Annotated in this window: 21 protein-coding genes and 1 other RNA gene; 10 read left to right on the forward strand and 12 right to left on the reverse strand. The window is 32.2% G+C overall.

From position 1 onward, the window contains the following. From ACFX5D_RS11245 to ACFX5D_RS11255, 3 genes are all read right to left on the reverse strand, one after another. Positions 1 to 2,586 carry a phosphoenolpyruvate carboxylase gene (locus ACFX5D_RS11245; RefSeq protein ID WP_379858285.1) on the reverse strand — a complete coding sequence of 862 codons (2,586 nt, stop codon included), beginning with the start codon at positions 2,584 to 2,586 and terminating at the stop codon, positions 1 to 3. A 97-nt stretch (positions 2,587 to 2,683) separates the two neighbouring features. Next, positions 2,684 to 3,163 carry an Lrp/AsnC family transcriptional regulator gene (locus ACFX5D_RS11250; protein WP_066082003.1) on the reverse strand — a complete coding sequence of 160 codons (480 nt, stop codon included), beginning with the start codon at positions 3,161 to 3,163 and terminating at the stop codon, positions 2,684 to 2,686. 77 nt (positions 3,164 to 3,240) lie between these two features. After that, entirely contained in the window at positions 3,241 to 4,395 is a 1,155-nt protein-coding gene (locus ACFX5D_RS11255; RefSeq protein WP_379858286.1) for a M14 family metallopeptidase, read from the reverse strand. A 311-nt stretch (positions 4,396 to 4,706) separates the two neighbouring features. Here ACFX5D_RS11255 and ACFX5D_RS11260 point away from each other — a divergent pair, with 311 nt between their 5' ends. From ACFX5D_RS11260 to ACFX5D_RS11270, 3 genes are all read left to right on the forward strand, one after another. Beyond that, a complete protein-coding gene (locus ACFX5D_RS11260) occupies positions 4,707 to 5,180 on the forward strand; it encodes a helix-turn-helix domain-containing protein (protein WP_379858287.1) in 474 nt (157 codons plus the stop codon). 636 nt (positions 5,181 to 5,816) lie between these two features. After that, positions 5,817 to 6,482: a spermidine synthase gene (locus tag ACFX5D_RS11265; RefSeq protein ID WP_379858288.1), complete on the forward strand. Its 666-nt coding sequence runs from the start codon at positions 5,817 to 5,819 to the stop codon at positions 6,480 to 6,482. 77 nt (positions 6,483 to 6,559) lie between these two features. Continuing rightward, positions 6,560 to 7,270, forward strand: coding sequence for a potassium channel family protein (locus ACFX5D_RS11270; RefSeq protein WP_379858289.1), 711 nt, complete (start codon positions 6,560 to 6,562; stop codon positions 7,268 to 7,270). A gap of 1 nt (position 7,271) precedes the next feature. Here ACFX5D_RS11270 and kdsB read toward each other — a convergent pair whose 3' ends face one another. The 3 genes from kdsB to ACFX5D_RS11285 form a co-directional block, all read right to left on the reverse strand. After that, positions 7,272 to 7,997 (reverse strand): 3-deoxy-manno-octulosonate cytidylyltransferase, encoded by a 726-nt coding sequence (gene kdsB / locus ACFX5D_RS11275; RefSeq protein WP_379858290.1) that lies wholly within the window; start codon positions 7,995 to 7,997, stop codon positions 7,272 to 7,274. Between the two features lie 213 nt (positions 7,998 to 8,210). Then, the gene (gene ygiD, locus ACFX5D_RS11280; protein WP_379858291.1) at positions 8,211 to 9,041 is read right to left on the reverse strand and encodes a 4,5-DOPA-extradiol-dioxygenase; all 831 of its coding nucleotides are present in this window, start codon (positions 9,039 to 9,041) and stop codon (positions 8,211 to 8,213) included. Positions 9,042 to 9,122: 81 nt separating this feature from the next. Next, on the reverse strand, positions 9,123 to 10,544 hold the full coding sequence (locus tag ACFX5D_RS11285; RefSeq protein WP_379858309.1) for an ATP-dependent DNA helicase: 1,422 nt from the start codon (positions 10,542 to 10,544) through the stop codon (positions 9,123 to 9,125). A 152-nt stretch (positions 10,545 to 10,696) separates the two neighbouring features. On the opposite strand from ACFX5D_RS11285, the gene ACFX5D_RS11290 reads away from it, so the two are divergent. Together ACFX5D_RS11290 and ACFX5D_RS11295 are read left to right on the forward strand one after the other, a co-directional pair. Then, complete coding sequence (locus tag ACFX5D_RS11290) at positions 10,697 to 11,518, forward strand: DUF3822 family protein (protein ID WP_379858292.1); 822 nt, start codon at positions 10,697 to 10,699, stop codon at positions 11,516 to 11,518. Next, positions 11,515 to 12,111 carry an RsmD family RNA methyltransferase gene (locus tag ACFX5D_RS11295; protein WP_379852902.1) on the forward strand — a complete coding sequence of 199 codons (597 nt, stop codon included), beginning with the start codon at positions 11,515 to 11,517 and terminating at the stop codon, positions 12,109 to 12,111. Before ACFX5D_RS11290 ends, ACFX5D_RS11295 begins: the two co-directional genes overlap by 4 nt. A gap of 11 nt (positions 12,112 to 12,122) precedes the next feature. Here the strand turns inward: ACFX5D_RS11295 and ACFX5D_RS11300 are convergent, their stop codons facing one another. Both ACFX5D_RS11300 and rnpB read right to left on the reverse strand, forming a co-directional pair. Beyond that, the gene (locus ACFX5D_RS11300) at positions 12,123 to 13,058 is read right to left on the reverse strand and encodes a ketopantoate reductase family protein (protein ID WP_379858293.1); all 936 of its coding nucleotides are present in this window, start codon (positions 13,056 to 13,058) and stop codon (positions 12,123 to 12,125) included. 113 nt (positions 13,059 to 13,171) lie between these two features. Then, positions 13,172 to 13,489, reverse strand: an RNA gene (rnpB, locus tag ACFX5D_RS11305) — RNase P RNA component class A. Between the two features lie 118 nt (positions 13,490 to 13,607). On the opposite strand from rnpB, the gene ACFX5D_RS11310 reads away from it, so the two are divergent. The 4 genes from ACFX5D_RS11310 to ACFX5D_RS11325 all read left to right on the forward strand — a co-directional run bounded on the left by ACFX5D_RS11310 (position 13,608) and on the right by ACFX5D_RS11325 (position 17,084). Further along, on the forward strand, positions 13,608 to 13,907 hold the full coding sequence (locus ACFX5D_RS11310; RefSeq protein ID WP_379858294.1) for a hypothetical protein: 300 nt from the start codon (positions 13,608 to 13,610) through the stop codon (positions 13,905 to 13,907). Positions 13,908 to 13,998: 91 nt separating this feature from the next. Further along, on the forward strand, positions 13,999 to 15,111 hold the full coding sequence (locus tag ACFX5D_RS11315) for a class I SAM-dependent methyltransferase (protein ID WP_379858295.1): 1,113 nt from the start codon (positions 13,999 to 14,001) through the stop codon (positions 15,109 to 15,111). 237 nt (positions 15,112 to 15,348) lie between these two features. Then, complete coding sequence (dnaX, locus tag ACFX5D_RS11320; RefSeq protein ID WP_379858296.1) at positions 15,349 to 16,434, forward strand: DNA polymerase III subunit gamma/tau; 1,086 nt, start codon at positions 15,349 to 15,351, stop codon at positions 16,432 to 16,434. A 233-nt stretch (positions 16,435 to 16,667) separates the two neighbouring features. Further along, the gene (locus ACFX5D_RS11325) at positions 16,668 to 17,084 is read left to right on the forward strand and encodes a DNA polymerase III subunit gamma/tau (protein ID WP_379858297.1); all 417 of its coding nucleotides are present in this window, start codon (positions 16,668 to 16,670) and stop codon (positions 17,082 to 17,084) included. A 103-nt stretch (positions 17,085 to 17,187) separates the two neighbouring features. On the opposite strand, the gene ACFX5D_RS11330 is transcribed toward ACFX5D_RS11325, so the two are convergent. From ACFX5D_RS11330 to ACFX5D_RS11345, 4 genes are all read right to left on the reverse strand, one after another. Then, complete coding sequence (locus ACFX5D_RS11330) at positions 17,188 to 17,493, reverse strand: TMEM175 family protein (RefSeq protein ID WP_379858298.1); 306 nt, start codon at positions 17,491 to 17,493, stop codon at positions 17,188 to 17,190. Positions 17,494 to 17,559: 66 nt separating this feature from the next. Then, positions 17,560 to 18,450: a Ppx/GppA phosphatase family protein gene (locus ACFX5D_RS11335; RefSeq protein WP_379858299.1), complete on the reverse strand. Its 891-nt coding sequence runs from the start codon at positions 18,448 to 18,450 to the stop codon at positions 17,560 to 17,562. Between the two features lie 21 nt (positions 18,451 to 18,471). Then, positions 18,472 to 20,583 carry a polyphosphate kinase 1 gene (gene ppk1 / locus ACFX5D_RS11340; protein WP_379858300.1) on the reverse strand — a complete coding sequence of 704 codons (2,112 nt, stop codon included), beginning with the start codon at positions 20,581 to 20,583 and terminating at the stop codon, positions 18,472 to 18,474. Positions 20,584 to 20,587: 4 nt separating this feature from the next. Further along, positions 20,588 to 21,073, reverse strand: a complete 486-nt coding sequence (locus tag ACFX5D_RS11345; RefSeq protein ID WP_379858301.1) for a SixA phosphatase family protein — start codon at positions 21,071 to 21,073, stop codon at positions 20,588 to 20,590. An 811-nt stretch (positions 21,074 to 21,884) separates the two neighbouring features. On the opposite strand from ACFX5D_RS11345, the gene ACFX5D_RS11350 reads away from it, so the two are divergent. Beyond that, positions 21,885 to 23,018, forward strand: a 1,134-nt coding sequence (locus tag ACFX5D_RS11350; protein WP_379858302.1) for a hypothetical protein, incomplete at its 3' end; no start/stop codon positions are given.

A 23,018-nucleotide genomic window follows, 5' to 3' on the forward strand; every position in this document is an offset into this window, starting at 1 on the left:
TTAAGCTGAATTTCTACTCGCATTTGTATTTCCAAAAAGAGAACGTGTTACAATTTTTTCATACACTTTAATCAATTCTACATCTGGTTTTTCCTCTTTATTAATTTCATTAATTCTCAATAAAGCATATTGTTGTATCGTCAACAATGGCAATACAATATGCTCCCTAATGTCAATAGAAGCTTTACCATCAGGATAATTTTCCATAAGTGTTTTATGACCTGCTATTTTTAGCAATAATCTTTTCGTTTCTAAAAATTCATCATAAATAATTTGCCAAAATTCTCCAAATTCGGGATCTTTTTTCATGTAGGCTGTTAATGGAAAAAATGATTTAGCCAATGACATCATACTGTTTTCCAAAAGCGTTTTAAAGAATAAGGAATTATCATAAACACTTTGCACCTTATCCCACTGATTATTATCTTCAAAATGTTTCAAGGCTGTACCTACTCCAAAAAATCCAGGGACATTTTGCTTTAATTGACTCCAAGATCCCACAAAAGGAATAGCACGTAAATCCGCAAAATCTAACTGCTCTGATTTACTTCTTTTTGAAGGTCGACTTCCAATATTTGTTTTAGCATAATATTTCAAAGTACTCATTTGTTCCAAATAAGGAATAAATTTAGGATGATTCTTGAAACTCAAATATTTCTCATAACCCGTTTCTGCTAGTTGATCTAAAATATCTTTCTCATCTGTAGTTAACACATTTTGACCTTTATTGAAAACCTGATTAGTAACACCTGCACTTAATAAGTTTTCCAGATTATAACGACAAGAATCTAAAGTACCAAAATTTGAACTTATCGTCTGTCCTTGTACCGTAACTTGAATTTCATTATTTTCAATATTTGGGCCTAATGAAGCATAAAATTTATGTGTTTTTCCACCACCACGAGCGGGCGGGCCACCACGACCATCAAAGAAAATAGCTTTTATGCCATATTTTCTTGAAATCTGTGTAAGCTCTTCTTTAGCTCTGTAAATACTCCAGTTTGCCATTAAATAACCACCGTCTTTCGTACCATCAGAAAAACCAAGCATTATGGTTTGCTTGTTATTTCTGTTTTTAAGGTGAACAGCATAAGCAGGATTGGTATATAATTTTTCCATTATTGCATGCGCATTCTGTAAATCATCAACAGATTCAAAAAGAGGAACGATATCAACCGATGGGTTTTCCCAGTTGCTTAATTTAAAAAGAGCAAAGGTTTCCATAACATTAAGCGCACTTTCATTGTTGCTGATAATATAACGGTTTGCACCAAATTCCCCATTCTTTTCCTGTATCGTTTTTATGGCCTGGATGGACTCGATAGTAGAGCGTGTCATTTCATTGTCGAACACCTTCGCATCAAGATTACCGCTAATACCAGAAACCACTGCAAACTTTTCCTCTTCTGTTAATTGAAAATAGTTTTCAGGAAAAACGGAAGAATCATAATTCAAATAATATTTTACGACATCATTAAACACAGCATCGTGTATTTTACTATTTTGACGTATGTCTAAAGAAGCAAAATGGAAACCAAATAAATTCACTTTAACAAGAAGAGCATCAACTTCGTCTAAATATAAAGATTGATGTTGATCTATAATAATTTGCTTTATTTTATTTAATTGAGATTTGAACTCATTCAAAGTGATAAAAATTTCACCTTTAGAATAGAAAACAGATCTGTAAAGTTTATATTCAAGTTCAGATACTAAAATATCTACGCCTGAAAAGGTTAGCTTTCTTTTTAAATTTCTAATTTCAATGTAATAGCATTTTAATATTGACGTTCTCAAACGTTCTGCAACTTTCAAAGTAATTTCTGTAGTTACAAATGGGTTACCATCGCGATCTCCACCTGGCCAAAAACCCAGTTGAATTAATGGGTTATTAATTGACTTTCCATGAAAAATATTCTTCTGAAGGTATTGCACCATTTCGCCGGAAGTTTCATAAAATACATTTTCTAGATACCAAATCAAGCTGACCGCTTCATCAAAAGGATTTGGCTTTTCATTTTGAATAAAAGGAGTTTTTCCTAATTGAGCCAGTAACTGTTTAATTTCCAGTAAGTTGTTTTTTCGGATTGCATCCGTCAAATCATTAATAATCCCTAGAACAGCTCCGGGATAAAACTGCGTAGGATGTGCAGTCAAAACGGTTCTTACATTAAAGTTTTCTAAAAACTCAATCAGTTCCTCTTCCTTATCTTTAGCCTCTGATTTCTCTTTAATATCCCTCAAAGACCCTCTTCCTTCCATATTATTAACGGCCGGAAATGCTGCATCTTCAATAGCATCAAACAAAACTATTTGACGTTCAATGTATTGAATAAAACGAAACATTAAATCAATTTTGTCCGTTTCGGAAGCGTTATGCAAGTATCTTTTAGCAAAAAAATTTACAATTTCTTTAGGGGTCTCTTGTTTTTTAAAACCAGTATCGCAAACATCTGTAAATAACGGAAGTAATACACCTGTATTATCAATGGAGTCAAAAGGCAATGTTATAAAAACACTATTATAAATGTGGTATTTTGAAAGAACGTCTTGATTGAAACGTTCGATTTTTGGTAGTGTGTACATAATTTAGTTGTGGTTGGTTTAATAGGAAAATTTGTTATAAAAAAAACCTCAAGAATTAACTTGAGGTTATATTTTTAAATATAGCATTCAAGATTAATTACATATTTTTAAAAATAGTATGCATTAACCGCTTCTTATCATTAATACTCTCTTCAAGAGAAATCATAGTTTCAGTTCTGTAAACACCATCAATATCATCAATCATAAAGATTACATCTTTAGCATGTTTTGTATCTTTAGCTCTAATTTTACAGAAAATATTAAATTTACCTGTTGTTACAGAAGCAACAGTCACGTAAGGAATCTCATTAATTCTTTCTAAAACAAACTTCGTTTGCGATGTATTATTAAGGAAAACACCAACGTAAGCAATAAAAGAATACCCTAACTTATCATAATCAAGAACTAAAGAAGATCCCATTATAATTCCTGCATCTTCCATTTTTTTAACTCTGACATGCACAGTTCCAGCTGAAATAAGCAATTTTTTTGCGATATCCGTGAATGGAACTCTCGTGTTATCTATTAACATATCTAAAATCTGGTGATCTACTTCATCTAAACGAAACTTACTCATAATTCTTTAATTTTTATTACTAATAACCCTTACAAAGTATAAAAATATACATAAAAAACAACAAAACGACATTAAAATTATATTTCTATCATTCCGTTAACAAATTTAATGTCATTATCTAAATAAAAATCAGCTTTTTGATTTAATTTCGGAAATCCACGATCGTCATCTTTGTATACTGCATCTTTAGCATCAAATTCACAATGACCAAAATAATTTTCTAATTCACCTACTTGTATTATATAGGCATTAAAATAAATCTGATTTTCAATTAATTCCTCTTTGTATTGTGATGCAAAATTGGTGATTATTTCGATACCATCATAATTTATCTTGATATTTTTATATATAAAATCATAAAAAACGACTTTATTTTGAGGAATATTCAAATATTTATCAATTCCATTGCTAACTATATCGTTTTCGCTAAGTATCGCAAAACTAGTAACTAATGCCATAAAAAGATATTTTCGTGTCTCTTCCCTTTGATAATCACCTTGAAAATGACCCGCTTCAAACAATAAAGTAGGGACGCCTAAAAATTGAAACGTATCGCCAATACAATTAATATTAAAAGAATCATCAAAACGCCCGATCTGACCCGGCAAATATTGTTGCAAAACCTCATTTATTCCTGCAATCAAGTTAATTGCTTTTAATCTGGATTCATTTATTTCACGTTCTTCATTGTAAGAAGGCGCTAAAAAAGATAAGGTCGCCGGTTTACCCGTATGACTTACTCCAAAGATAGTACGCTGATCATGAAGGTTAAAACAATAATGAGGAGCGAAATCTTCGAAAACAGCTCTTAAAACCTTGCTTTCGGGTTGAGATAGATTTTGAGAATCTCTATTCAAATCGACTTTGTTCGCATTTTCACGCGTATATAAAGACGCCCCATCAGGATTCAAGATTGGAATACAGCAAAAAGTGAATGCTTGCAGTAATTTTTTCGATAATTCAGAATCGCTGTTTAGTATATTTAAAAAATCAAAAAGTGCTTTAGTTGTTGTGCCTTCGTTTCCATGCATTTGTGACCAAAGGAAAATTTTGATTTTTCCATCTCCAATTTGATAAGTGTAAATTGGTTTTTCAAGCACTGATTCACCAACAATTTTAAGCTGATTGTTGGTGTTTAATTTCTGCAATAAAGGCTCAATTGAATCTAAAGTAATGTAACGACCTTGTATAGATTCTTCTTTAAATTCTATAAATAATTCTTCTAAATTCATACCGTATTATTTGATTTACAAAAGTAAACATCTTTGTATTTACATTTGTAAACAATTATTTTTTGTTTTATTTTAAATATGTAAACACTTTTGATGGCTTGCAAAGCGTATTCAAGTCCTTTACAAATGACAATTGTTATCTTTTTTATTTTTATACCGTTAATAGTTATTTATCAGCCGGTTAAGTAACGCTATTTGCGTTATAACTTTATGTTTAGTACACTAATAAAATCACTTTAAACTTTTGCTTTTGGTGGTTTTGTTTATTTTGATTACATTTGTAAATAGCTTATTTTTAAATATAATTTACAATGGTAAACATAGAGGATTTTATAAAAAGACTAGAAATCATACTGGATTATTACAGCTTAAATGCTTCTTCATTTGCTGATAAAATTGGAGTACAACGCTCTAGTTTGTCTCACCTTCTTTCAGGTAGAAACAAACCAAGCTTAGACTTTATTCTTAAAATTTTAGAGGTATATCCTGAAGTAGATCTTTATTGGATTTTGAATGGCAAAGGAACATTTCCAAAAAATGTTTTCGCTGCTGAAAAGAGAGAAAATCAAGCGGAGGAAGTTTTTAAACAAAATACTCCTACTCTTTTTGCGGAAGAAAAAATTTCAAATAATTTATTTTCTGAAACACAAAATTCAATAAATAGAAATGCATTGGAAACAGAAAAAATGATAAATAAAAATACTAAAGAAGCATTTTCGGGCGAAGTGGAAAAAATTGTATTCTTTTATAAAAATGGAACTTTTAAAGTATTTAACCCAAATTAGAGGTTTTGTATTTTTATTTTAAACTGATACTTTAAATCCTTTTTCAGGAACTTTGCCAAGTACAACAATAAAGTGTTTATTTAAAATAAGCAGGTCTTCCTCTAGATTACCAGTCGGCATTAACGACTTTCCCAAATTAACTACTTTTTTTCCAAAATCAAAAGCAACGGGAATTATAGGGAAATTTGCTTTTAATGCAATAGAATAGAAACCTGTTTTTTATGCATCTGTTTTTTTCGGTTCCTTCTAAAAGGACGGCAAGTCTGAACGTTTCTTTTCTTTGAAAAATAGCGGCAATAGAATCTACTTTATTCAATCCTCCTTAACGATCTAAAGGCTCTCCTCCCATGTAGTGAAAATAAAACCCTAATGAAAAACGGTACAATTCTTTTTTACCCATCAAATTCATCTCTCATCCTGTAATTCCTCTGGTAAAAATTCTTATATAAAAATCATGAACACTGGTATGCGGCATCACCATCATCACACATTTCCGTATGGCAGGATCTATTGAATCCTAAATTTTCCAATTCATAAGCCTGAAAAATATCCATTTGTATATTTGTTTCTTCATTCTTTCCTCCTTTCGTACAAAACGAATAATTTAAATCTTATTTTTGAGTAAAACCGTCACTTATGATTAAAAAACTTTTCAGTTATCTTATTCCCGTAAAAATTTATGAGGCAAAATCAACTCTCAGTAAATCAATAGAAGTTACTTGGGCAAACGGTGAGCTAGTTTTAGATTCAGAAAATACTAATTATTCGTATGGCAGTTTGCAACGCATTTTAAAAGTTGGTTTGAAAAACATTGGCTATAAAAAAATAATCGACATGGATTCCATTTTAGTTTTGGGTGTCGCCGGTGGTAGCGTTATAAAAACCCTGGTAGATGAAATTAAATTTGAAGGAAAAATAACGGGTGTTGAACTTGATTCAGAAATAATCAAAGTGGCGAACAATTATTTCAAGCTGAATGAAATTAAAAATCTGGAAGTTGTTATTGGAGACGCATTTGAATTTGTTTTAAAAACCAAAGATAAATACGATTTAATAATCATAGACATTTTTCAGGATATTACTATGCCCAACTTTTTATTTGAAACTTTCTTTACCAATCGAATTTGTTACCTATTAAAAAATAAAGGGTTCGTACTTTTCAATACCATGATTCTGAATGAAAGTCAAAATATAAGAAATAAAAAATACTTGACTGATTTTAACGAGCACCAATTCAAAATCAGAACTATTCCAAGAATAGAAGTTCATAATGAATTGATTGTAATAGAAAAAATGGTGTAATAAAAGTTTGCCCCGCGCTTTTAAAGTTCCGCAAATTATTTTGTACATTTAGATAGGATTTCCTAAACAATAATTCAGTGAAAAAAATCATAAAAAAATTGCTGTTGGGAAATATTTCCAAGGTTGCCCCTCCAGAATTTAATCCTGTTGAGAAGCGCATTCAAAATATAAAAGCCATTTGGAACAACGACCATCAGGATGATAATGGAATAGAAAAAATGGTTCGTTTATTTCTTTCCTCTTCGCAGTTGCTCTTCCCAGGAATTTACATCAAATATTTTGCTTTCAAAAGAGGTCCTGAATATGAAGATTTGGCAGTCGATTTTTATGTTTTGCTTAAAGTCATATTCCCTTTAGTGCTTTTAGTAAGCGGTTTACACAACGACCCATTTCTTGTTGCACTTTTAGTTTATGTTTTACTGGAAACAATCTTGTATATACCAACATTGATTTTCGCTTCCGACTTATTTTCAAAACCACGATCTTATAAAAGATCCATGTTATTGCTGTTCCTTAACTATCTGGAAATAGTTTTTGCATACGCCGTATTATATTCTTGTGACAGTTATTTGAATAAACCTTTTAGCAACTGGTTTGATGCTGTTTATTTCAGTATTATAACTTCATCTTCGATTGGGTATGGAGATTTCTATCCGGTAACCACTCAAGGTAAATTTTTGGTAAGTACACAAGCCTTACTTTTTTTATTTTTTGTGGTGCTATTTTTAAATTTTTTCTCCACCAAAATAAAATCAAAGGGGTATTTTGAGCAAGAAAACGAAAATTAATTTACAGCATCTTTCTGGCCTTCTCTAAATCCTCCAGAGTATCGATTCCAATTCCAATATGAGTGGTTTCGACCATTTTGATTCTTTTTCCAAATTCTAAATAACGTAATTGCTCCAGTTTTTCGGATGCTTCCAAAGATTTCATTGGTAGATGGTAAAAATCTAATAATGCCTGTTTTCTAAAAGCATAAATTCCAATGTGTTGAAAATAACGAACACCCACATTTTTCTCTCTTGCATATGGAATCACCGAACGCGAAAAGTACAACGCAAATTCGTTTTGATCCACTACCACTTTTACATTATTGGGATTATGGATTTCGTCATCATTTTTTATTTCGCGCATCAAAGAAGCCAAATCAACTTGTTGTGTCGCATCATGTCTGAAAATTTCGATCAGTTTTGCTAAAGGTTCTGCATCTATAAAAGGTTCGTCTCCCTGAACATTCACCACAACAGACACATCTAGATGTTCAATAGCTTCCGCAATGCGATCACTCCCTGATTCGTGTTCCTTGATGCTCTTGATGGCTTTTCCACCATTGGAAATAATTTCATCATAAATCATATCTGAATCCGTTACCACAAAAACATCATCAAATAATTGTGTGTTTATGGCGGCTTCATAGGTTCTTAGAATTACAGTTTTGCCTCCCAAATCCTGCATCAGTTTAGCTGGAAATCTTGTGGAAGCGTAACGGGCGGGAATGACGGCTATTATTTTCATATTGTATTATTTTTTTAATTTGCCACAAAGACAATAAGTCGTAATGTTTTATTTTTAATTCCTGCTGCGAGCGTGTCGCTAGCATCGAACACAAATATATTAATTGCAATTTTAGTATGGTCCCGAGTGGGATCGCTATCTGGGAAATGGGTTTTTGTGAGTACTATTTTCATTTCAATCATTCAAATATAAGATTTATTTCACAAAATAATCCTACATAATCTTTACCGAAGTCATACTCAATGAACCGCCCAGTAACTTATCATTGAACAAACTCAGTTCTTCGGATTTTCCTTTTAATCCCAAAGTATAAATCAAAGGCAAATAATGCTCAGGCGTAGGAATCGCTAATTGTAATGCTCTACTTTGTGTTTCAAAATCAATCAGTGGCTGGAAATTACCGTCCACTAAATAATTATTGACTGTTTCCCTTGCCTCAATAGCCCAATCGTAGCCGTAATTGTCTTTTTCGAAATTTTCAAAATCTACCAATCTCAAATTATGAACGATATTCCCACTGCCTACAATAAGGATTCCTTTGGTACGCAAAGCGCTTAATTTTTGAGCCAAATCAAAATGGTATTGCCCTGATTTAGTATAATCAATACTCAACTGAACAACAGGGACATTGGCTTCAGGATATAAATGTTTGATTACACTCCAAGATCCGTGATCTAAGCCCCAATGTTCGTCTAGTTCGACTTCTGTGGGCAGCAATAATTCTTTGGTTTCTAATGCTAATTCTGGGCTTCCTTTTGCAGGATATTCAACGTCAAATAACGCTTGTGGAAAACCTCCAAAATCATGAATCGTTCGTGGCATTTTCATTGCGGTAACTTTGGTTCCATTGGTAAACCAATGCGCCGAAATACATAAAATGGCATTCGGTTGCGGCAACGTTTTGGCCAAGTTTCGAAACCCAGTCACGAACTGATTTTCCTCAATTGCGTTCATCGGGCTTCCATGTCCCAAAAATAGTAACGGCATTTTTTCAGTATTCGAAAAAGAACCTGATATTTTATGTAAGTCGTTTAATGTGTTCATAATTTATTAGTTCAAAAAAAATTGAAACATTTAAGTCATATAAGTAGGGCAATAAATTTAAAACTTATATGTTTATTAAATTTACTCTTCAAAACTTTCATCCTTAAACCCTATCAAATATAATTTATTTTTTGCTCGGGTCATAGCGGTATACAACCAGCGGATGTAATCTCTATTAATTCCGTCAGGCAAATACGGCTGTTCTATAAAAACGGTATTCCATTGACCACCTTGTGATTTATGACAGGTTATTGCATACGAGAATTTAACTTGTAGACCATTGAAATATTCGTTGGCTTTTACTTTCTGGAATTGGTTGAATTTAGTTTCACCGTCATAATCTTTCAATACTTCCTGATACAATCGGTTGGATTCTTCATAGGTTAAAGAAGGCGATTCGCTTTTTATGGTATCCAATAATAAAACGGTTTCAAATGGAATCTGACTTGGATAATCAACCATTCGTATTTTTACTTTGGCAAACTTAAAACCATACAACTCTTTGATATTAAAAATTTCCAACACTTCAATAATATCACCATTGGCAATAAAACCAGCTTCATCTGAATCTTTTAACCAAAAATAATTGTTTTTTACCACCATCAAAAAATCGCCGGTAGACAATTCACTTTCTTTATCAAGGATTTTGGTTCGGATTTGCTCATTGTATTGATTTGCTCTTTTATTGGAACGAACAATAAACGCAGTGTCTTCGATACTATAATTACTGTACGCCGAATTAATCGCATCCTGAATATCATATCCATCAGTAAGTCGAACGATATCTTTATATTTTCGAACATTAAATTTGAATTCCGTGATAAATGAATCTTTCAATAATTCTCGAAGTTCTGTTGCATTATGCAAAATTCCCGAATTTTCTTCCTGACGCATTACTTCGTCTAATTCGATATGTTCTACTTCCTTATCGTAGTTCATGCCTAAAGTTTGAATATCTAATGCAGGACTAATATCTAAATTCACCGGAGGCAACTGAGCGGTATCTCCCAATAAAATCATCTTACAATTGGTTCCTGAATACACATACGAAATCAAATCGTCTAATAAAGAACCGTTTTCGTATAACTTAGAATCTGAATTGGTATCTGAAATCATCGAAGCTTCATCGACGATAAAAATCGTGTTCTTGTGTTTGTTTTGTTGCAACGTAAAAGAAACGCCGCCACCGGAAGATTTCTTGGGAAAATATATTTTTTTATGAATTGTAAAAGCAGGTTTATTCGAATAATTGGCAATTACTTTGGCTGCGCGTCCTGTTGGCGCAAGCAAAACATATTTTTTATTAATCTCTGGCAGATTATTTACAATCGTCGAAATCACAGTCGTTTTTCCCGTTCCTGCGTATCCTTTTAGCACAAAAATGGTTCTATTATCGGGCTCTGTTAAAAAAATAGCAATTTTCTGAAAAAAAATATCTTGTTTATAGGTGGGTTGAAAAGGAAATTTTTTCTGTAAAAGACTGTAAAACAAGGAGGAATTCATGTGAAGTGGATTGCTATAAATGAACATCAAATATAAGTATGAAAATCGAGGGAATTGCATAAATTGACATTAGAATAAAAAAAAATTGTAAGTTTGTCAACGCTTTTAATCCTTTCAAGTTTTTAAGGAAGAAATGGAATATAAATCCAGATATGTCAACACAAAATACAAATATAACCGAGAAGGTGTATAAAAAACTTTCCATTCAGGTTTCCCTGACTGGGCTTTCGTTTTGCTGTTTTGATACGCTGAATGATACGGTTATTTCCTTTAATGAAGTGCATTTTAACACCTTTAATAAAGCAACAAAAATTGAGGATTTATTCGCTGATGCTTTTCGTGATTATCCCGTATTAAAGGATTCGTATGATGAGATTCTGGTAATTCACAACAACAATCTTTCTACGTTTGTTCCTGCGCCTCTTTTTGACGAGAACTTTCTAGGAAGTTATTTGCAATACAACACTAAGGTTTTTAAAACTGATTTTTTTGCCTTTGACGAAATAGCAAATTATGAAATGAATGCAGTTTATATTCCGTATGTAAATATCAATAACTTTTTTATAGATCAGTTTGGCTCTTTTGATTACAAACACGCCAATAGTATTTTGGTTTCCAAATTATTGGTTGCTTCCAAAAATAAAGATGACAAAAAAATGTTCGTTCATATAAATTCGGAACATTTTGAAATCATTGTGGTTCAAAACCAAAAATTATTACTTTTCAATTCTTTCGATTATAATACACCCGAAGATTTCTTGTATTACATATTATTCACTGCAGAGCAATTGAACTTAAATCCCGAGAATTTCCTATTAGAACTAATCGGAAATATTGATACCGAAAGTGATTATTTCAAAATAGCTTACAAATACATTCGCAACGTTTCACTTATTGACGTAAACGATTTGCGATGGAACAATTATTTTTCTGAGACCGAAAACAGAAATCATTTTATACTTTTCAACTCATGAGAATCATTTCAGGAAAATACAAAGGAAGACGCATTTCTCCTCCAAAAGGTCTGCCCGTTCGCCCCACCACCGATATGTCTAAAGAAGCATTGTTCAATGTTTTGAATAACCATTTCAGTTTTGAAGGACTTAAAATATTAGATTTATTCGCTGGAACAGGAAATATCAGTTATGAATTTGCCTCCAGAGGAAGTACGCCTATCACATCTGTTGATGGTGATTTTGGTTGTGTAAAATTCATCAAGCAAGTGGCAACTGAATTCGATTTTAATATTGCTGCCACAAAAAGTGATGTTTTCACTTATTTAGAAAGATGCAAAACATCCTATGACATTATATTTGCTGATCCTCCTTATGCTTTAGATCAAGCTACCTTTGAGAAAATTGTATCTTTAATTTTCGAAAAAGAATTGCTTAATCAGGACGGAATGATGGTAATTGAACATTCTAAATACACCAAACTGGATCACATGATTAATTTTTCTTTCAAGAAAAGTTATGGTGGTTCTATTTTTAGCTTCTTCGAAATTGAATCGGATTCTGATGACGAAAATGACGACGAATCTTCGGAAAATGATGGCGAAGAAGAATAGTCTTTATATATTTAATTAGGAATTGAAACACTTGACAATTTATCCAATACCATTTGGTAAGTTGGTGTTTCAATTTCATATTTCAATCCTTCGTTTACCACAAACTCAGTTAAAGAAAAAAGTTCCATTTTTCGCCCCGCCATCAAATCCCGATGCATGGAAGAAGTGGCATCATGCGGAGTTTTCTCTAATTTTAGAATTGTTTGCATAATAATATCAGTGGGTAAATTCAATCCTTTTACGGCCGCAATCATGGTAATTTCGTTTAATAAGGAAACATAAACTTCTCTACTGAATTGACTGTTTAAAATCTCACCAATATTCTGATTCAAATACGATGTTGCAGATGCCAACGCGGAAATAAATATGAATTTTTCCCAAACAGTTTCTTCTATAGCATCAACGAGATAGCTTTCGATTGAAGCTTTCTCAAAAATGGATTGCAATTTATTTAATGCAGCGATTGAAGCTGTTCTTGATCCAAAAAAAAGTTTTTCATAAGTCCCAAACTTTTTAATAACACCGGAAGATACAATCATCGAAACAATATAAACACAACCTTGTAAAACTTCGTTGTCGGGAAATAAATCACTAATTCGTTCTGGCGCATCGACACCATTATATAAAGGAAGAATAATCGTATTCTTGGTTATATTCTTTTTAATCGAAAGAAGACTCTCCTGTATATCATACGTTTTTGTGGCACAAATAAGGTATTCCAGTTTTCCAATGATCGTGGAATCATCGGAAACAATTCTAGGAAAAACGGTCATTTCGCTTTCGTCAAGTATAATTTTCAAACCCTTTTGCGCTATTGCTTTTTGAGTTTCGCCGCGAGCAATAAATATTATTTCAACAGAATCAGATTCAGCATACGCTTTGGCCAACAATCCACCAAAATAGCCGCCTACTCCACCCATTCCTAAAATTCCAATTCTTGTTTTCATGAATACTTATTTAAAAATAAAAATTAAACCATTAAGAAATTTAGAAAATTAAGTCTTAGGACTTAATGAAACTTAATTTCTTAATGGTTATTTTTTAGATTTCACAATCAATAAAAAAATGCAGACCTATAAGCCGGATTCTGTCCCCGAAAAATCGGAGCCTTATCATTTATCTAGATCCCGCATTACTGCGGGACTCAAGCTATCTACCCTTCAACAACGGACGAGAAGTCCTTAAATGCTGATATACTTGATATTTCACCGCATAGAGTTTACCTGGTTTCACTACAGCATTACCTGTACATACTTTCTGTTGCACTTGTCCTAATTCGATTTCTCGAACCGACGGGTGTTACCCGTTATGCTTCCCTATGGTGTCCGGACTTTCCTCCCTCCCGATAAATCGAGACGACGATAAGGCGGTCTGCGGTGCAAATTTACGATATTTATTCCTGTTTTCAGATTTTAGATTAGTTACTTTAACAAGTCTTTGACAACAAATTCATAATAAAATAGTTACCTTTAATAATTAACCATAAATCTTATATTATGTCAAATATGTATCATTATGCCACAGTTTCTAAAGCCTTAGATGATTTAAATGAAAAAGGATATACATTTGATTTTAATCTTCATACAGATGATATTATAAAAAATCCGCATCGCTACGAAATCTATCACATTTATCGATACGAAGGCGACAGTAATCCTGATGACGAAGCAACTGTTTATGGCATAAAATCCATTTCTGGTAAAAAAGGCGTTTTTGTAGCTGGATTTTCTGCAAATTCCGAAAATGATGCTGCTACAGTTTTGAACGAAATCAGCATTAAAGGAAGAAAAAAATAATAGTTGTTTGAGTTGTACTTTCTAAGTTATCGGAAAACTATTTGTATCCTATTTTTTGAGAGAAAAAATCAAGATTTAATTCCTAAATTCTATGTTGCTTTCTGAAATCATAATAGAACGAATCAAAAAAGAAGGTCCATTGTCTTTTAGGAATTTCATGGAAATGGCATTGTATTATCCCGAACTTGGCTATTATAATTCTTCACAAAACAAGATTGGGAAAGATGGTGATTTTTACACCAGTGCCAATCTTACTACTGCATTTGGGGCTATGATAGGCCGTCAAATTGAAGAAATGTGGCGGAATTTAGAAAAAAAGCCTTTTGAAATTGTGGAATATGGTGCAGGAACTGGTTTATTATGTCATGATATTTTAGATTATCTCAAAAATAATATCTCTTTATATGACAGCTTAACTTATTGTATTATAGAAAAAAGCTCCAGCATGCGAGAAATTCAAAAGAAACATTTACATGAAAAAGTAAGTTGGTATAACTCCATTCAAGAAATTACTGAAATTAACGGCTGCATTTTATCTAATGAACTGATTGATAATTTTTCCGTTCATCAAGTAATTATGGAAGATCAACTAAAGGAAGTATTTGTAGATTATAAAGATGGTTTTATTGAAATTTTGAAACCTGCAAAACAAGAACTCACCGATTATTTGGCTGCATTAAATGTACAATTGCCTGAAGGATTTCGAACCGAAATTAATTTGGAAGCTGTATCTTGGATAAAAGACATTTCTCAATCCTTGAAGAAAGGTTACGTGATAACCATAGATTATGGATCATTATCCACTGAATTATACAGCAACCGCAGGAGTTGTGGTACACTCTTATGTTATTACAAACATCAAAAAAACGACAATCCTTATCAATTTATCGGTCAACAAGATATTACAACGCACACCAACTTTTCCGCGATATCACATTGGGGTTCCCAATACGGAATGGATTATTGCGGAATTGTGGATCAAGCGCAATTTTTATTGGCATTAGGCATCAAAGAATATCAAAATTCAGCTTTAAATAATAACCCGAATAATCTGGCACAGGCAATGCAGGAATCACTCATTAATTACAGATTATTGATCGATATGGGATTGAAATTCAAAGTATTAATACAACAAAAAGGTGTCCCAGAATATCCGCTATCAGGATTGAAATTTATAAATTCTTCAAAAGCCGTTTTTGGCTAGCAATCCGATCAGATTTCGAAATATTTAATATTTTTGAAATTACAATTTATTAGTAGCTAATTCCAGCTATCCGTTGCAATCTTAATCGCCGAAACCCGGCTCATAAGGATTTACACTGCTATCTGGGCTAGGGAATGCGGTAAATAAAATCCATTTCAAAAATTGTAAAAATCTTTCAACGCTTAAATTTTTGCATCTTTGAATTAAAACCTATATTTGCTTTCGAATAAAAATTCTATGGAACAATTTGTTGTATCGGCTCGTAAATACCGTCCTCAAACATTTAAAGATGTTGTAGGGCAAAAAGCCATTACCAATACTTTATTGAATGCCATAGAAAGCAATCACCTTGCTTCTGCCCTACTATTCACAGGACCTCGTGGAGTTGGCAAAACGACTTGCGCTCGTATTCTGGCCAGAAAAATCAATCAGCCAGGTTATGATGATCCAAACGAAGATTTTGCTTTTAATGTTTTCGAGTTAGATGCCGCTTCCAATAACTCCGTTGATGATATCCGTAATCTGATTGATCAAGTCCGAATCCCGCCACAAACGGGACAATATAAAGTGTATATTATTGACGAGGTTCACATGTTGTCCTCAGCAGCTTTCAATGCATTCCTGAAAACATTAGAGGAACCGCCAAAGCACGCCATTTTTATATTGGCTACGACCGAAAAACATAAAATTATTCCAACGATACTTTCTCGTTGTCAGATATTTGATTTCAAAAGAATTACCGTAAAAGATGCCAAAGAACATCTAGCCGAAGTTGCGACCAGTCAAGGTGTAAATTATGAAGATGATGCTTTGCATATAATTGCTCAAAAAGCGGATGGTGCTATGCGTGATGCCTTGTCTATTTTTGATAGAGTAGTTTCTTTTTGCGGAAAAGATTTAACACGTCAGGCTGTTACTGAAAACCTGAATGTTTTAGATTATGAAACATATATTTCCGTTACCGATTTAATTTTGGAAAATAAAATTCCTGAATTACTATTGGCTTTTAATGACATTCTTTCTAAAGGATTTGATTCGCATCATTTTGTATCAGGATTAGCATCGCATTTTAGAGATTTATTGGTTTCTAAAACTCCTTCCACTTTATCATTATTGGAAGTTGGTGAACAAGCGCAACAAATGTATGGTTTGCAAGCACAAAAATGCAGTCATGATTTTCTTTTGAAAGGAATCCAAATTGCAAATGATTGCGATTTGAAATACAAACTAAGTCAAAATCAGCGATTACTTGTTGAGCTTTGTCTGATGCAACTTGCCTCTATCACTTATGATGGAGAAAAAAAAAAGTTGATAAATTTATAATCCCACCAACTTATTTTAGAAAGAACGATTATTCAATAACAGTTCAAACTAAAACTAAAGAATCGAAACCGATTTTTCAAGCTATAGAATCAGTTCAAGAGAACGAGCCTGACGCTATAGTTATTGCTCCAACAATTGAAGTTCCTGCCCCTACAGTAAAAATTGGTATTCCAAACTCAAGTGAAACAAAAGTTTCTGCCTTTTCATTATCAAGTATTCGCGCCAAAAAAGCATTGGAAGAAAGCAGTAAAGGAATTGTAAAAGAAGTGCTTCATTTACCTACAGAAGCGTTTACGGAAACAGAAATGCTACTGTTTTGGAATAAATATGCCCAACGTTTAGGAGATAAAGGCTATAAAATCATGGAGTCATTATTATTAATAAATGACCCCAAACTGAATGGAACTGCCATCACTTTGGAATTGCCAAATGAAGGTTCTAAATTAGATTTTGAAAAAGAAGTAAATGGTCTTTTAGGGCATTTGAAAGGTCATTTGCACAATCACAATATTACAATAGAAGTTATTGTTAATGAAAGCGTTGAAAGTAAGAGAAATTTTAATGACCAGGACCGATACAATAGACTTCTTGAAATTAATCCAAATATTGATTTATTGCGAACTACTTTTGGGCTTGACTTAAATGTTTAAACTCAGGTGATTCATTTAAACGGAAGTAATTTAAAATATCTATTCTTCATGTGGACCTAATTTTTTTTGAACAGATTTTATTTCTTTTTCAGCTGGATCTATTTCATGTGAATTTATTTTCTCCCGTCCATTTAGTTGAAATGGGAATCAATGATAACCAGAATAAAAAATGCAGATTAGCCCATAATATAGTACCATTTATTTTAGAAATACTTTGTATTAAATGATAATGATTTTTACAGTAAATTCCTGCAAAAATAAAACTAAGCGCATAACTAATAAAAGAAGGAAAAAGTGCTGTCAAATCACTAAAATTCTTACCCATCGGAACTTTAATTTCCAATATCATGATGGTTATTATTATTGTCAAAACACCATCATTAAACATCTCTAATCTATGCTTGTCCATTTGGAATTTTTATCATAAAGACAATTCCAATTTTTAAATTAATAAGCTGTAAATCAGTAATTTAAATTATATTTTTCCATAATACATTGCTTTAACAATACCATCAGAAAGTCCAATTTTAGGTACGTAAATATTTCTGGCACCACTCCATTTCATAGCATTTAGATAAATTCTTGTAGCAGGAATAATCACATCGGCGCGATCCGGATTCAATCCCAATTCTGCTACCCGTTGATCATAAGTTAGAGAATTCAAGAATGCATATTGAGAATTCATATAGATATATGACAAAGGTTTTTCCGGCACTTTTCCGGACATCTTAAAAAGTTTATTTATATTTCCACCAGAACCGATCAAAGTTACTTCATCGTAGTCTTGCGTATTTATTTTTATCCATTTTTCAATTTCATCCCAAACAACATCGCAAACCATATGATTCAGCAATCTTACTGTCCCAGCTTTGAAAGATCTGGAATTTATCATCTTACCGTTCGAAAATAAGGTAAACTCAGTACTTCCACCACCTACATCAACAAAGAGATAGGTTTGATCTGATTTTAATAAATGATGCAAATCAGTAGAAGCGATTATGGCTGCTTCTTTTTTTCCGTCGATTATTTCTATTTTGATATCCGCTTTTTTCTTGATAAGTGCAACAACCTCTTTACCATTATAAGCTTCTCGCATTGCCGATGTGGCAAAGGCCATGTACCGCTCCACTTTATGTACTTTCATTAAGAGATAGAATGCTTTCATAGCATCACACATTCGCTCCATATTCTCTTCAGAAATTTCACCTACTGTAAAGGCATCCTGTCCTAAACGAATAGGGACGCGAACTAACGAACTTTTATTGAATTGAGTTTCTTTTCCATCCTGCTCTACAATATTTGTAATTAACAAACGCATTGCATTTGAACCAATATCAATCGCTGCATACTTTGTAATTTTAATCATTCCTTTACTATGATTTGAAATTTATTTTTTAATTATTTTTTTATCAACGATAATTAGAACCTCTGTAGCTTTTTCTGCCATCACTTCCACTTTATTTTGATAATATTTGTAAGTTTCCCACTGTGCCCTAAAAATGGGGTCTTGATTTCTAATTCTATATTTATTATCTAATTTAAAGGAGTGATACCTCGCTTTTACATTTCCTTTCCATCCTAAATTAAAATTATCAAGGAGTTCATTTTTAATTTCTTGATCATAAATAGGACAGGTAACTTCAACTCTGCCATCCAAATTTCTGGTCATAAAATCTGCAGATGAAATGAAAACTTCTGTTTGCCCCGCATTCCCGAAGATGTAAATTCTGGAATGTTCGAGATAATTATCGACAATACTTATCGCTTCAATGTTTTCACTCATTCCAGGAATACCGGGTATTAACGAACAAATACCTCTTACTTCAAGTTGTATTTTTACTCCCGCGGTACTTGCTTCATATAATTTATCAATCATTTTAAAATCTGATAAACTATTCATTTTTAATTTTATAAATGTTTTTCTACCTGCCAATGCATGCAAAATCTCTCTGTCAATCAATTTATAAAATCTAGTTCTCGTGTAATGAGGAGAAACAATAAGATGTTTGTATCGATGAACTCTGTAATTGATGTCAAAGAAATCAAATATTTTTGTGATGTCTTTTAAAATTTGTTGATGACTTGTAAATAGAGTTACATCAGTGTAAACTTTTGCTGTCGCTTCATTAAAATTTCCAGTAGAAATGAAACCGTACCTTTTTATTTTATCGTTTTCAATTCTTTCAATAACACATATTTTACTGTGTACTTTTAAGCCTTTTATACCGAAAATTAGTTCGATACCTTCAATTTGCATTTGCTCTGCGTAAGAAATGTTCGAGGCTTCATCAAAACGCGCTTGCAATTCAATTTGAACAGTAACTTTCTTCCCATTTTTGGCTGCATTTATTAGCGAACTTATAATTTGAGAATTTTTTGCCAATCGATATAAAGTAATTTTGATAGACGTTACCTTTGGATCAAGAGCCGCTTCGCGCAAAAATTTTGTCAGGTAAGAAAATGACTGATAGGGCGCATTTAATAAATAATCTTTTTTACTTATTTTTTCTAACATACTCCCTTCCATAGTTAGACCGGGGACTGGCAGTGGATCGTTAGTTTTATACAATAAATCAAATCTGCCAAGATTTGGAAAATTCATATAATCGCGTCTGTTATGGTACCTACCACCAGGAATAATGCTATCTGTAGTAACAATATTCATTTTATCTAGAAAAAACTGAAGCGTGTCTTTGTCGATTAATTGATCGTAAATAAACCGAACAGGTTCCCCTATTCGCCTGTCTTTCACACTAGTGGTAATTTTTTCTATCATACTTTTACTCAAATCACTATCGATGTCTAATTGCGCATCTCTAGTAATCTTTATCATATGAGCTGAAATACTTTTATAATCGAAAATGTTAAAAATGCTACTTAAATGATACCTTATTACATCATCAATTAAGATTACATACTGTTTTTCATCATCTGAAGGCAGGACAACAAAACGATTTAATGTTTTTGGAATTTCAATAATTGCATATCGAACCTCATTATTAAATTTCATAATGAGCTTTATCGCTAAATATCCCGAAGTATCTTTCAATAATGGAAATTCACCTAAATCATTTAGTATGATCGTAACTAATTCAGGACTTAACTTTTGAATAAAAAAATCTTTTAAAAAAATTTCCTGATCGATAGATATCTGATCTTCACTGATTATAAATATATTTTTAGACTCTAATTTAGCCTCAATCGTACTTAAAATCCGTAAACTTTCAGATTGTTGAATTATTACAATTTCAGTTATATCCTTAACTAATTCTTGAGCCGAAATACCACCCAAATATTTTTCTCCGGATATTCCTGAAAGACTTAATCGTCTGATTGCTGCAAAACGAACTCTAAAGAACTCATCGAGATTATTTGAGAATATTCCTAAAAATCTTAGTCTGTCTAGCAAAGGAACTGAGTCATCAGCTGCTTCTTGAAGAACTCTGGCATTAAATGCTAACCAACTTTTTTCTCTATCAATATATTTATGTTCTGGCATGTACTTATTTTAAATCTTTGGGGAATATAATTTTATTTATTTGGCCTTTATAAATTTCTTTCCAATCGTCCGTTTTAAATTGTAAGGATACAAAACCGGCAGTTGGAACATTATCAATAATGATATCCCCAAATTTATTAACAAAATTTGTAATAGCACTATTATGACCAAAAAGAATGACACTATCGAAAAGATTATTACAAGATTTGATAACTTTTTCCAGTTTTTTTTCATCAAATGTATAAAGTGCGTCCTTATATACAATAGATTCTATGGGATAAGAAATATTTTGAGCAAAAATAACTGCTGTATCTGAAGCTCTTTTCGCTGAACTACTCCAGATAATATATGTTTTAGGAAGCGCGTCTTTTATTTTTGAAGAAACAAGATGGGCATCTTTTATTCCACTATGCTTCAAAGACCGTTCCTTGTCATGCAATGGAGCATCCCAACTAGATTTTGCATGCCTAATTAAAATTAAGTTTTTCATAAGAAAATAATCATTTTGAAATCGAGGTCTAAGATATTTAAATCACTAAAATATTGAAATACAATTTACGAAAGAAAAGATGATTTAAGAGCCTTTTTGCAATATTTTTTTATTTGATAAAAAATTAATTTTTAAAATTCAAAACAATTAATTTCGATAATCGTTTGAATTTAAAAAAGTTAGGCGTTCAATAAAATCTTAAATTTTTGATAAAATTATCAAAAAAAAGAGCGTTTCAACGAGTATTTAGGTCATTAAAGGAGAAACGAAGCAATAATGAATTATTGTAATTACATTAGTTAATTATATTTTGTAAAAATAATAAATAATTAAAAAGTTGAAAATAAGAGTAATAATTGAAAAATTATTTATACATGGAAAAAAGCCCCCCAAATCAAATTGTTAACCTACAAAACAATTTTATTTTATCTCAAAACCTATTTCTTTTAATCTTAAAAGAAATTTTACGTATGCAGGTACTTCTATCTAATCGTGTACGTCTTTTTGCTCCAGTGTCAACTGAAAATATTTTTGCCTTTTCAACAAAAAAGGTAAAAATATTCAATGCAGATTTGATATTATCCCAACAAAAATTATCAACTACTCCTTCGAATGTTAAGTAAGAATGTGCATAATTTATTATGCAAATTTCAACCATCCATTTGTTTATATTCTGAAGTTATCAAAAATCATGATGAGAAACCTCCTAACTCTTTTAGTGTTATTCCTTAATTGAAAGGAATATAAATGTTATTTCATTCAGGAATAATAATTAATAAAATTGATTAATTTATAAAATCGTATTGATCATATGAAAACAATTTTACCCACTTCAAAATTAAAGTCCATTTTTGGTTTTGTTTCACTACTTCTATCAATTTTTGTTACAAATTGTTATGCTCAAGACACTTATGATGGAAATTATTGTCCAGGTCCCAGAGCAGTAGGAGATGAATACGCCACCGGAATAGTTTTTAACGTTCAATTATCGACTAGTCCATCTTCAACTTGTGAGGTTGGAACAATTTGGGCTAAAGTAGATACACAAACCCAAGTATTGCGATTGGGAATGAATCTCGGTAATAGCGGTGCAGCTCTTTTTCGACTTTATTTAGACACCGATAATAACACTGCAACTGGATTAACATCGGATACTTTTGGCGGTAGTTTATCTGTAGCTGGTGCCGAATATATTATAGAAATCAATTCTAATGCTTCAACTTTTAAATTATATTCTGGAAACGGGAGCACTCTAACTTCACTTACTGTTAATAACGGACTTGCTGCTAAAAGCGGAAGTATTTGTATTAGTGGAGGTGGTTCATTTTTAGAATTTAATATTCCTTTTGGAAGTATTGGTAGTGATATCTGTAATACGAATACTGGCTTAATCAATATTACAAAATTGGCATCTGTTAGTGGTAACTCTTATACTTCAAGAAGATGTATAGATTCTCCTCTCACGTTTGGCATTCCTTTAAAAGGTTCTGTTGGCCCTAACTCAAATGTATGTTATGGAATAAATAATTCAATTTTAACAATAAGTGGTATTCCCAGTAGCTCAACTATTAATAAATGGCAATCATCAGTTACTCCATTTACATCATGGATTGATATAATTAATCCGGCAACCACTTATACTGCTACTAATTTGATTCAAACTACTAAATATAGAGCCGTATTTTCAAGTGCAGGTCTATGCACTGGTAATAATATTTCAACCGCCGAAGCAACTGTGACCGTAACTCCGAAACCAACGAGAGTGTCTACTCCAATAACAATCTGTTCGGGTGAAAACTATATTTGGTCTGTAAATAGTACTACTTATACTGCTGCCGGAACGTATACCAAAACAAACGACGGATGCACTGCCGACCAAGAATTAGTGTTGACCGTAACTCCGAAACCAACGAAAGTGTCGACTCCAATAACAATCTGTTCGGGT

The sequence above is a fragment of the Flavobacterium fructosi genome (genome assembly GCF_042787335.1).
Classification (GTDB): domain Bacteria; phylum Bacteroidota; class Bacteroidia; order Flavobacteriales; family Flavobacteriaceae; genus Flavobacterium; species Flavobacterium fructosi.

Coding starts and splice junctions, on each gene's coding strand:
- ACFX5D_RS11245 (WP_379858285.1), bottom strand. CDS start 2,586: ATGTACACACTACCAAAAATCGAACGTTTCAATCAAGACGTTCTTTCA.
- ACFX5D_RS11250 (WP_066082003.1), bottom strand. CDS start 3,163: ATGAGTAAGTTTCGTTTAGATGAAGTAGATCACCAGATTTTAGATATG.
- ACFX5D_RS11255 (WP_379858286.1), bottom strand. CDS start 4,395: ATGAATTTAGAAGAATTATTTATAGAATTTAAAGAAGAATCTATACAA.
- ACFX5D_RS11260 (WP_379858287.1), top strand. CDS start 4,707: ATGGTAAACATAGAGGATTTTATAAAAAGACTAGAAATCATACTGGAT.
- ACFX5D_RS11265 (WP_379858288.1), top strand. CDS start 5,817: ATGATTAAAAAACTTTTCAGTTATCTTATTCCCGTAAAAATTTATGAG.
- kdsB (WP_379858290.1), bottom strand. CDS start 7,997: ATGAAAATAATAGCCGTCATTCCCGCCCGTTACGCTTCCACAAGATTT.
- ygiD (WP_379858291.1), bottom strand. CDS start 9,041: ATGAACACATTAAACGACTTACATAAAATATCAGGTTCTTTTTCGAAT.
- ACFX5D_RS11285 (WP_379858309.1), bottom strand. CDS start 10,544: ATGAATTCCTCCTTGTTTTACAGTCTTTTACAGAAAAAATTTCCTTTT.
- ACFX5D_RS11290 (WP_379858292.1), top strand. CDS start 10,697: ATGTCAACACAAAATACAAATATAACCGAGAAGGTGTATAAAAAACTT.
- ACFX5D_RS11295 (WP_379852902.1), top strand. CDS start 11,515: ATGAGAATCATTTCAGGAAAATACAAAGGAAGACGCATTTCTCCTCCA.
- ACFX5D_RS11300 (WP_379858293.1), bottom strand. CDS start 13,058: ATGAAAACAAGAATTGGAATTTTAGGAATGGGTGGAGTAGGCGGCTAT.
- ACFX5D_RS11310 (WP_379858294.1), top strand. CDS start 13,608: ATGTCAAATATGTATCATTATGCCACAGTTTCTAAAGCCTTAGATGAT.
- ACFX5D_RS11315 (WP_379858295.1), top strand. CDS start 13,999: ATGTTGCTTTCTGAAATCATAATAGAACGAATCAAAAAAGAAGGTCCA.
- dnaX (WP_379858296.1), top strand. CDS start 15,349: ATGGAACAATTTGTTGTATCGGCTCGTAAATACCGTCCTCAAACATTT.
- ACFX5D_RS11330 (WP_379858298.1), bottom strand. CDS start 17,493: ATGGACAAGCATAGATTAGAGATGTTTAATGATGGTGTTTTGACAATA.
- ACFX5D_RS11335 (WP_379858299.1), bottom strand. CDS start 18,450: ATGATTAAAATTACAAAGTATGCAGCGATTGATATTGGTTCAAATGCA.
- ppk1 (WP_379858300.1), bottom strand. CDS start 20,583: ATGCCAGAACATAAATATATTGATAGAGAAAAAAGTTGGTTAGCATTT.
- ACFX5D_RS11345 (WP_379858301.1), bottom strand. CDS start 21,073: ATGAAAAACTTAATTTTAATTAGGCATGCAAAATCTAGTTGGGATGCT.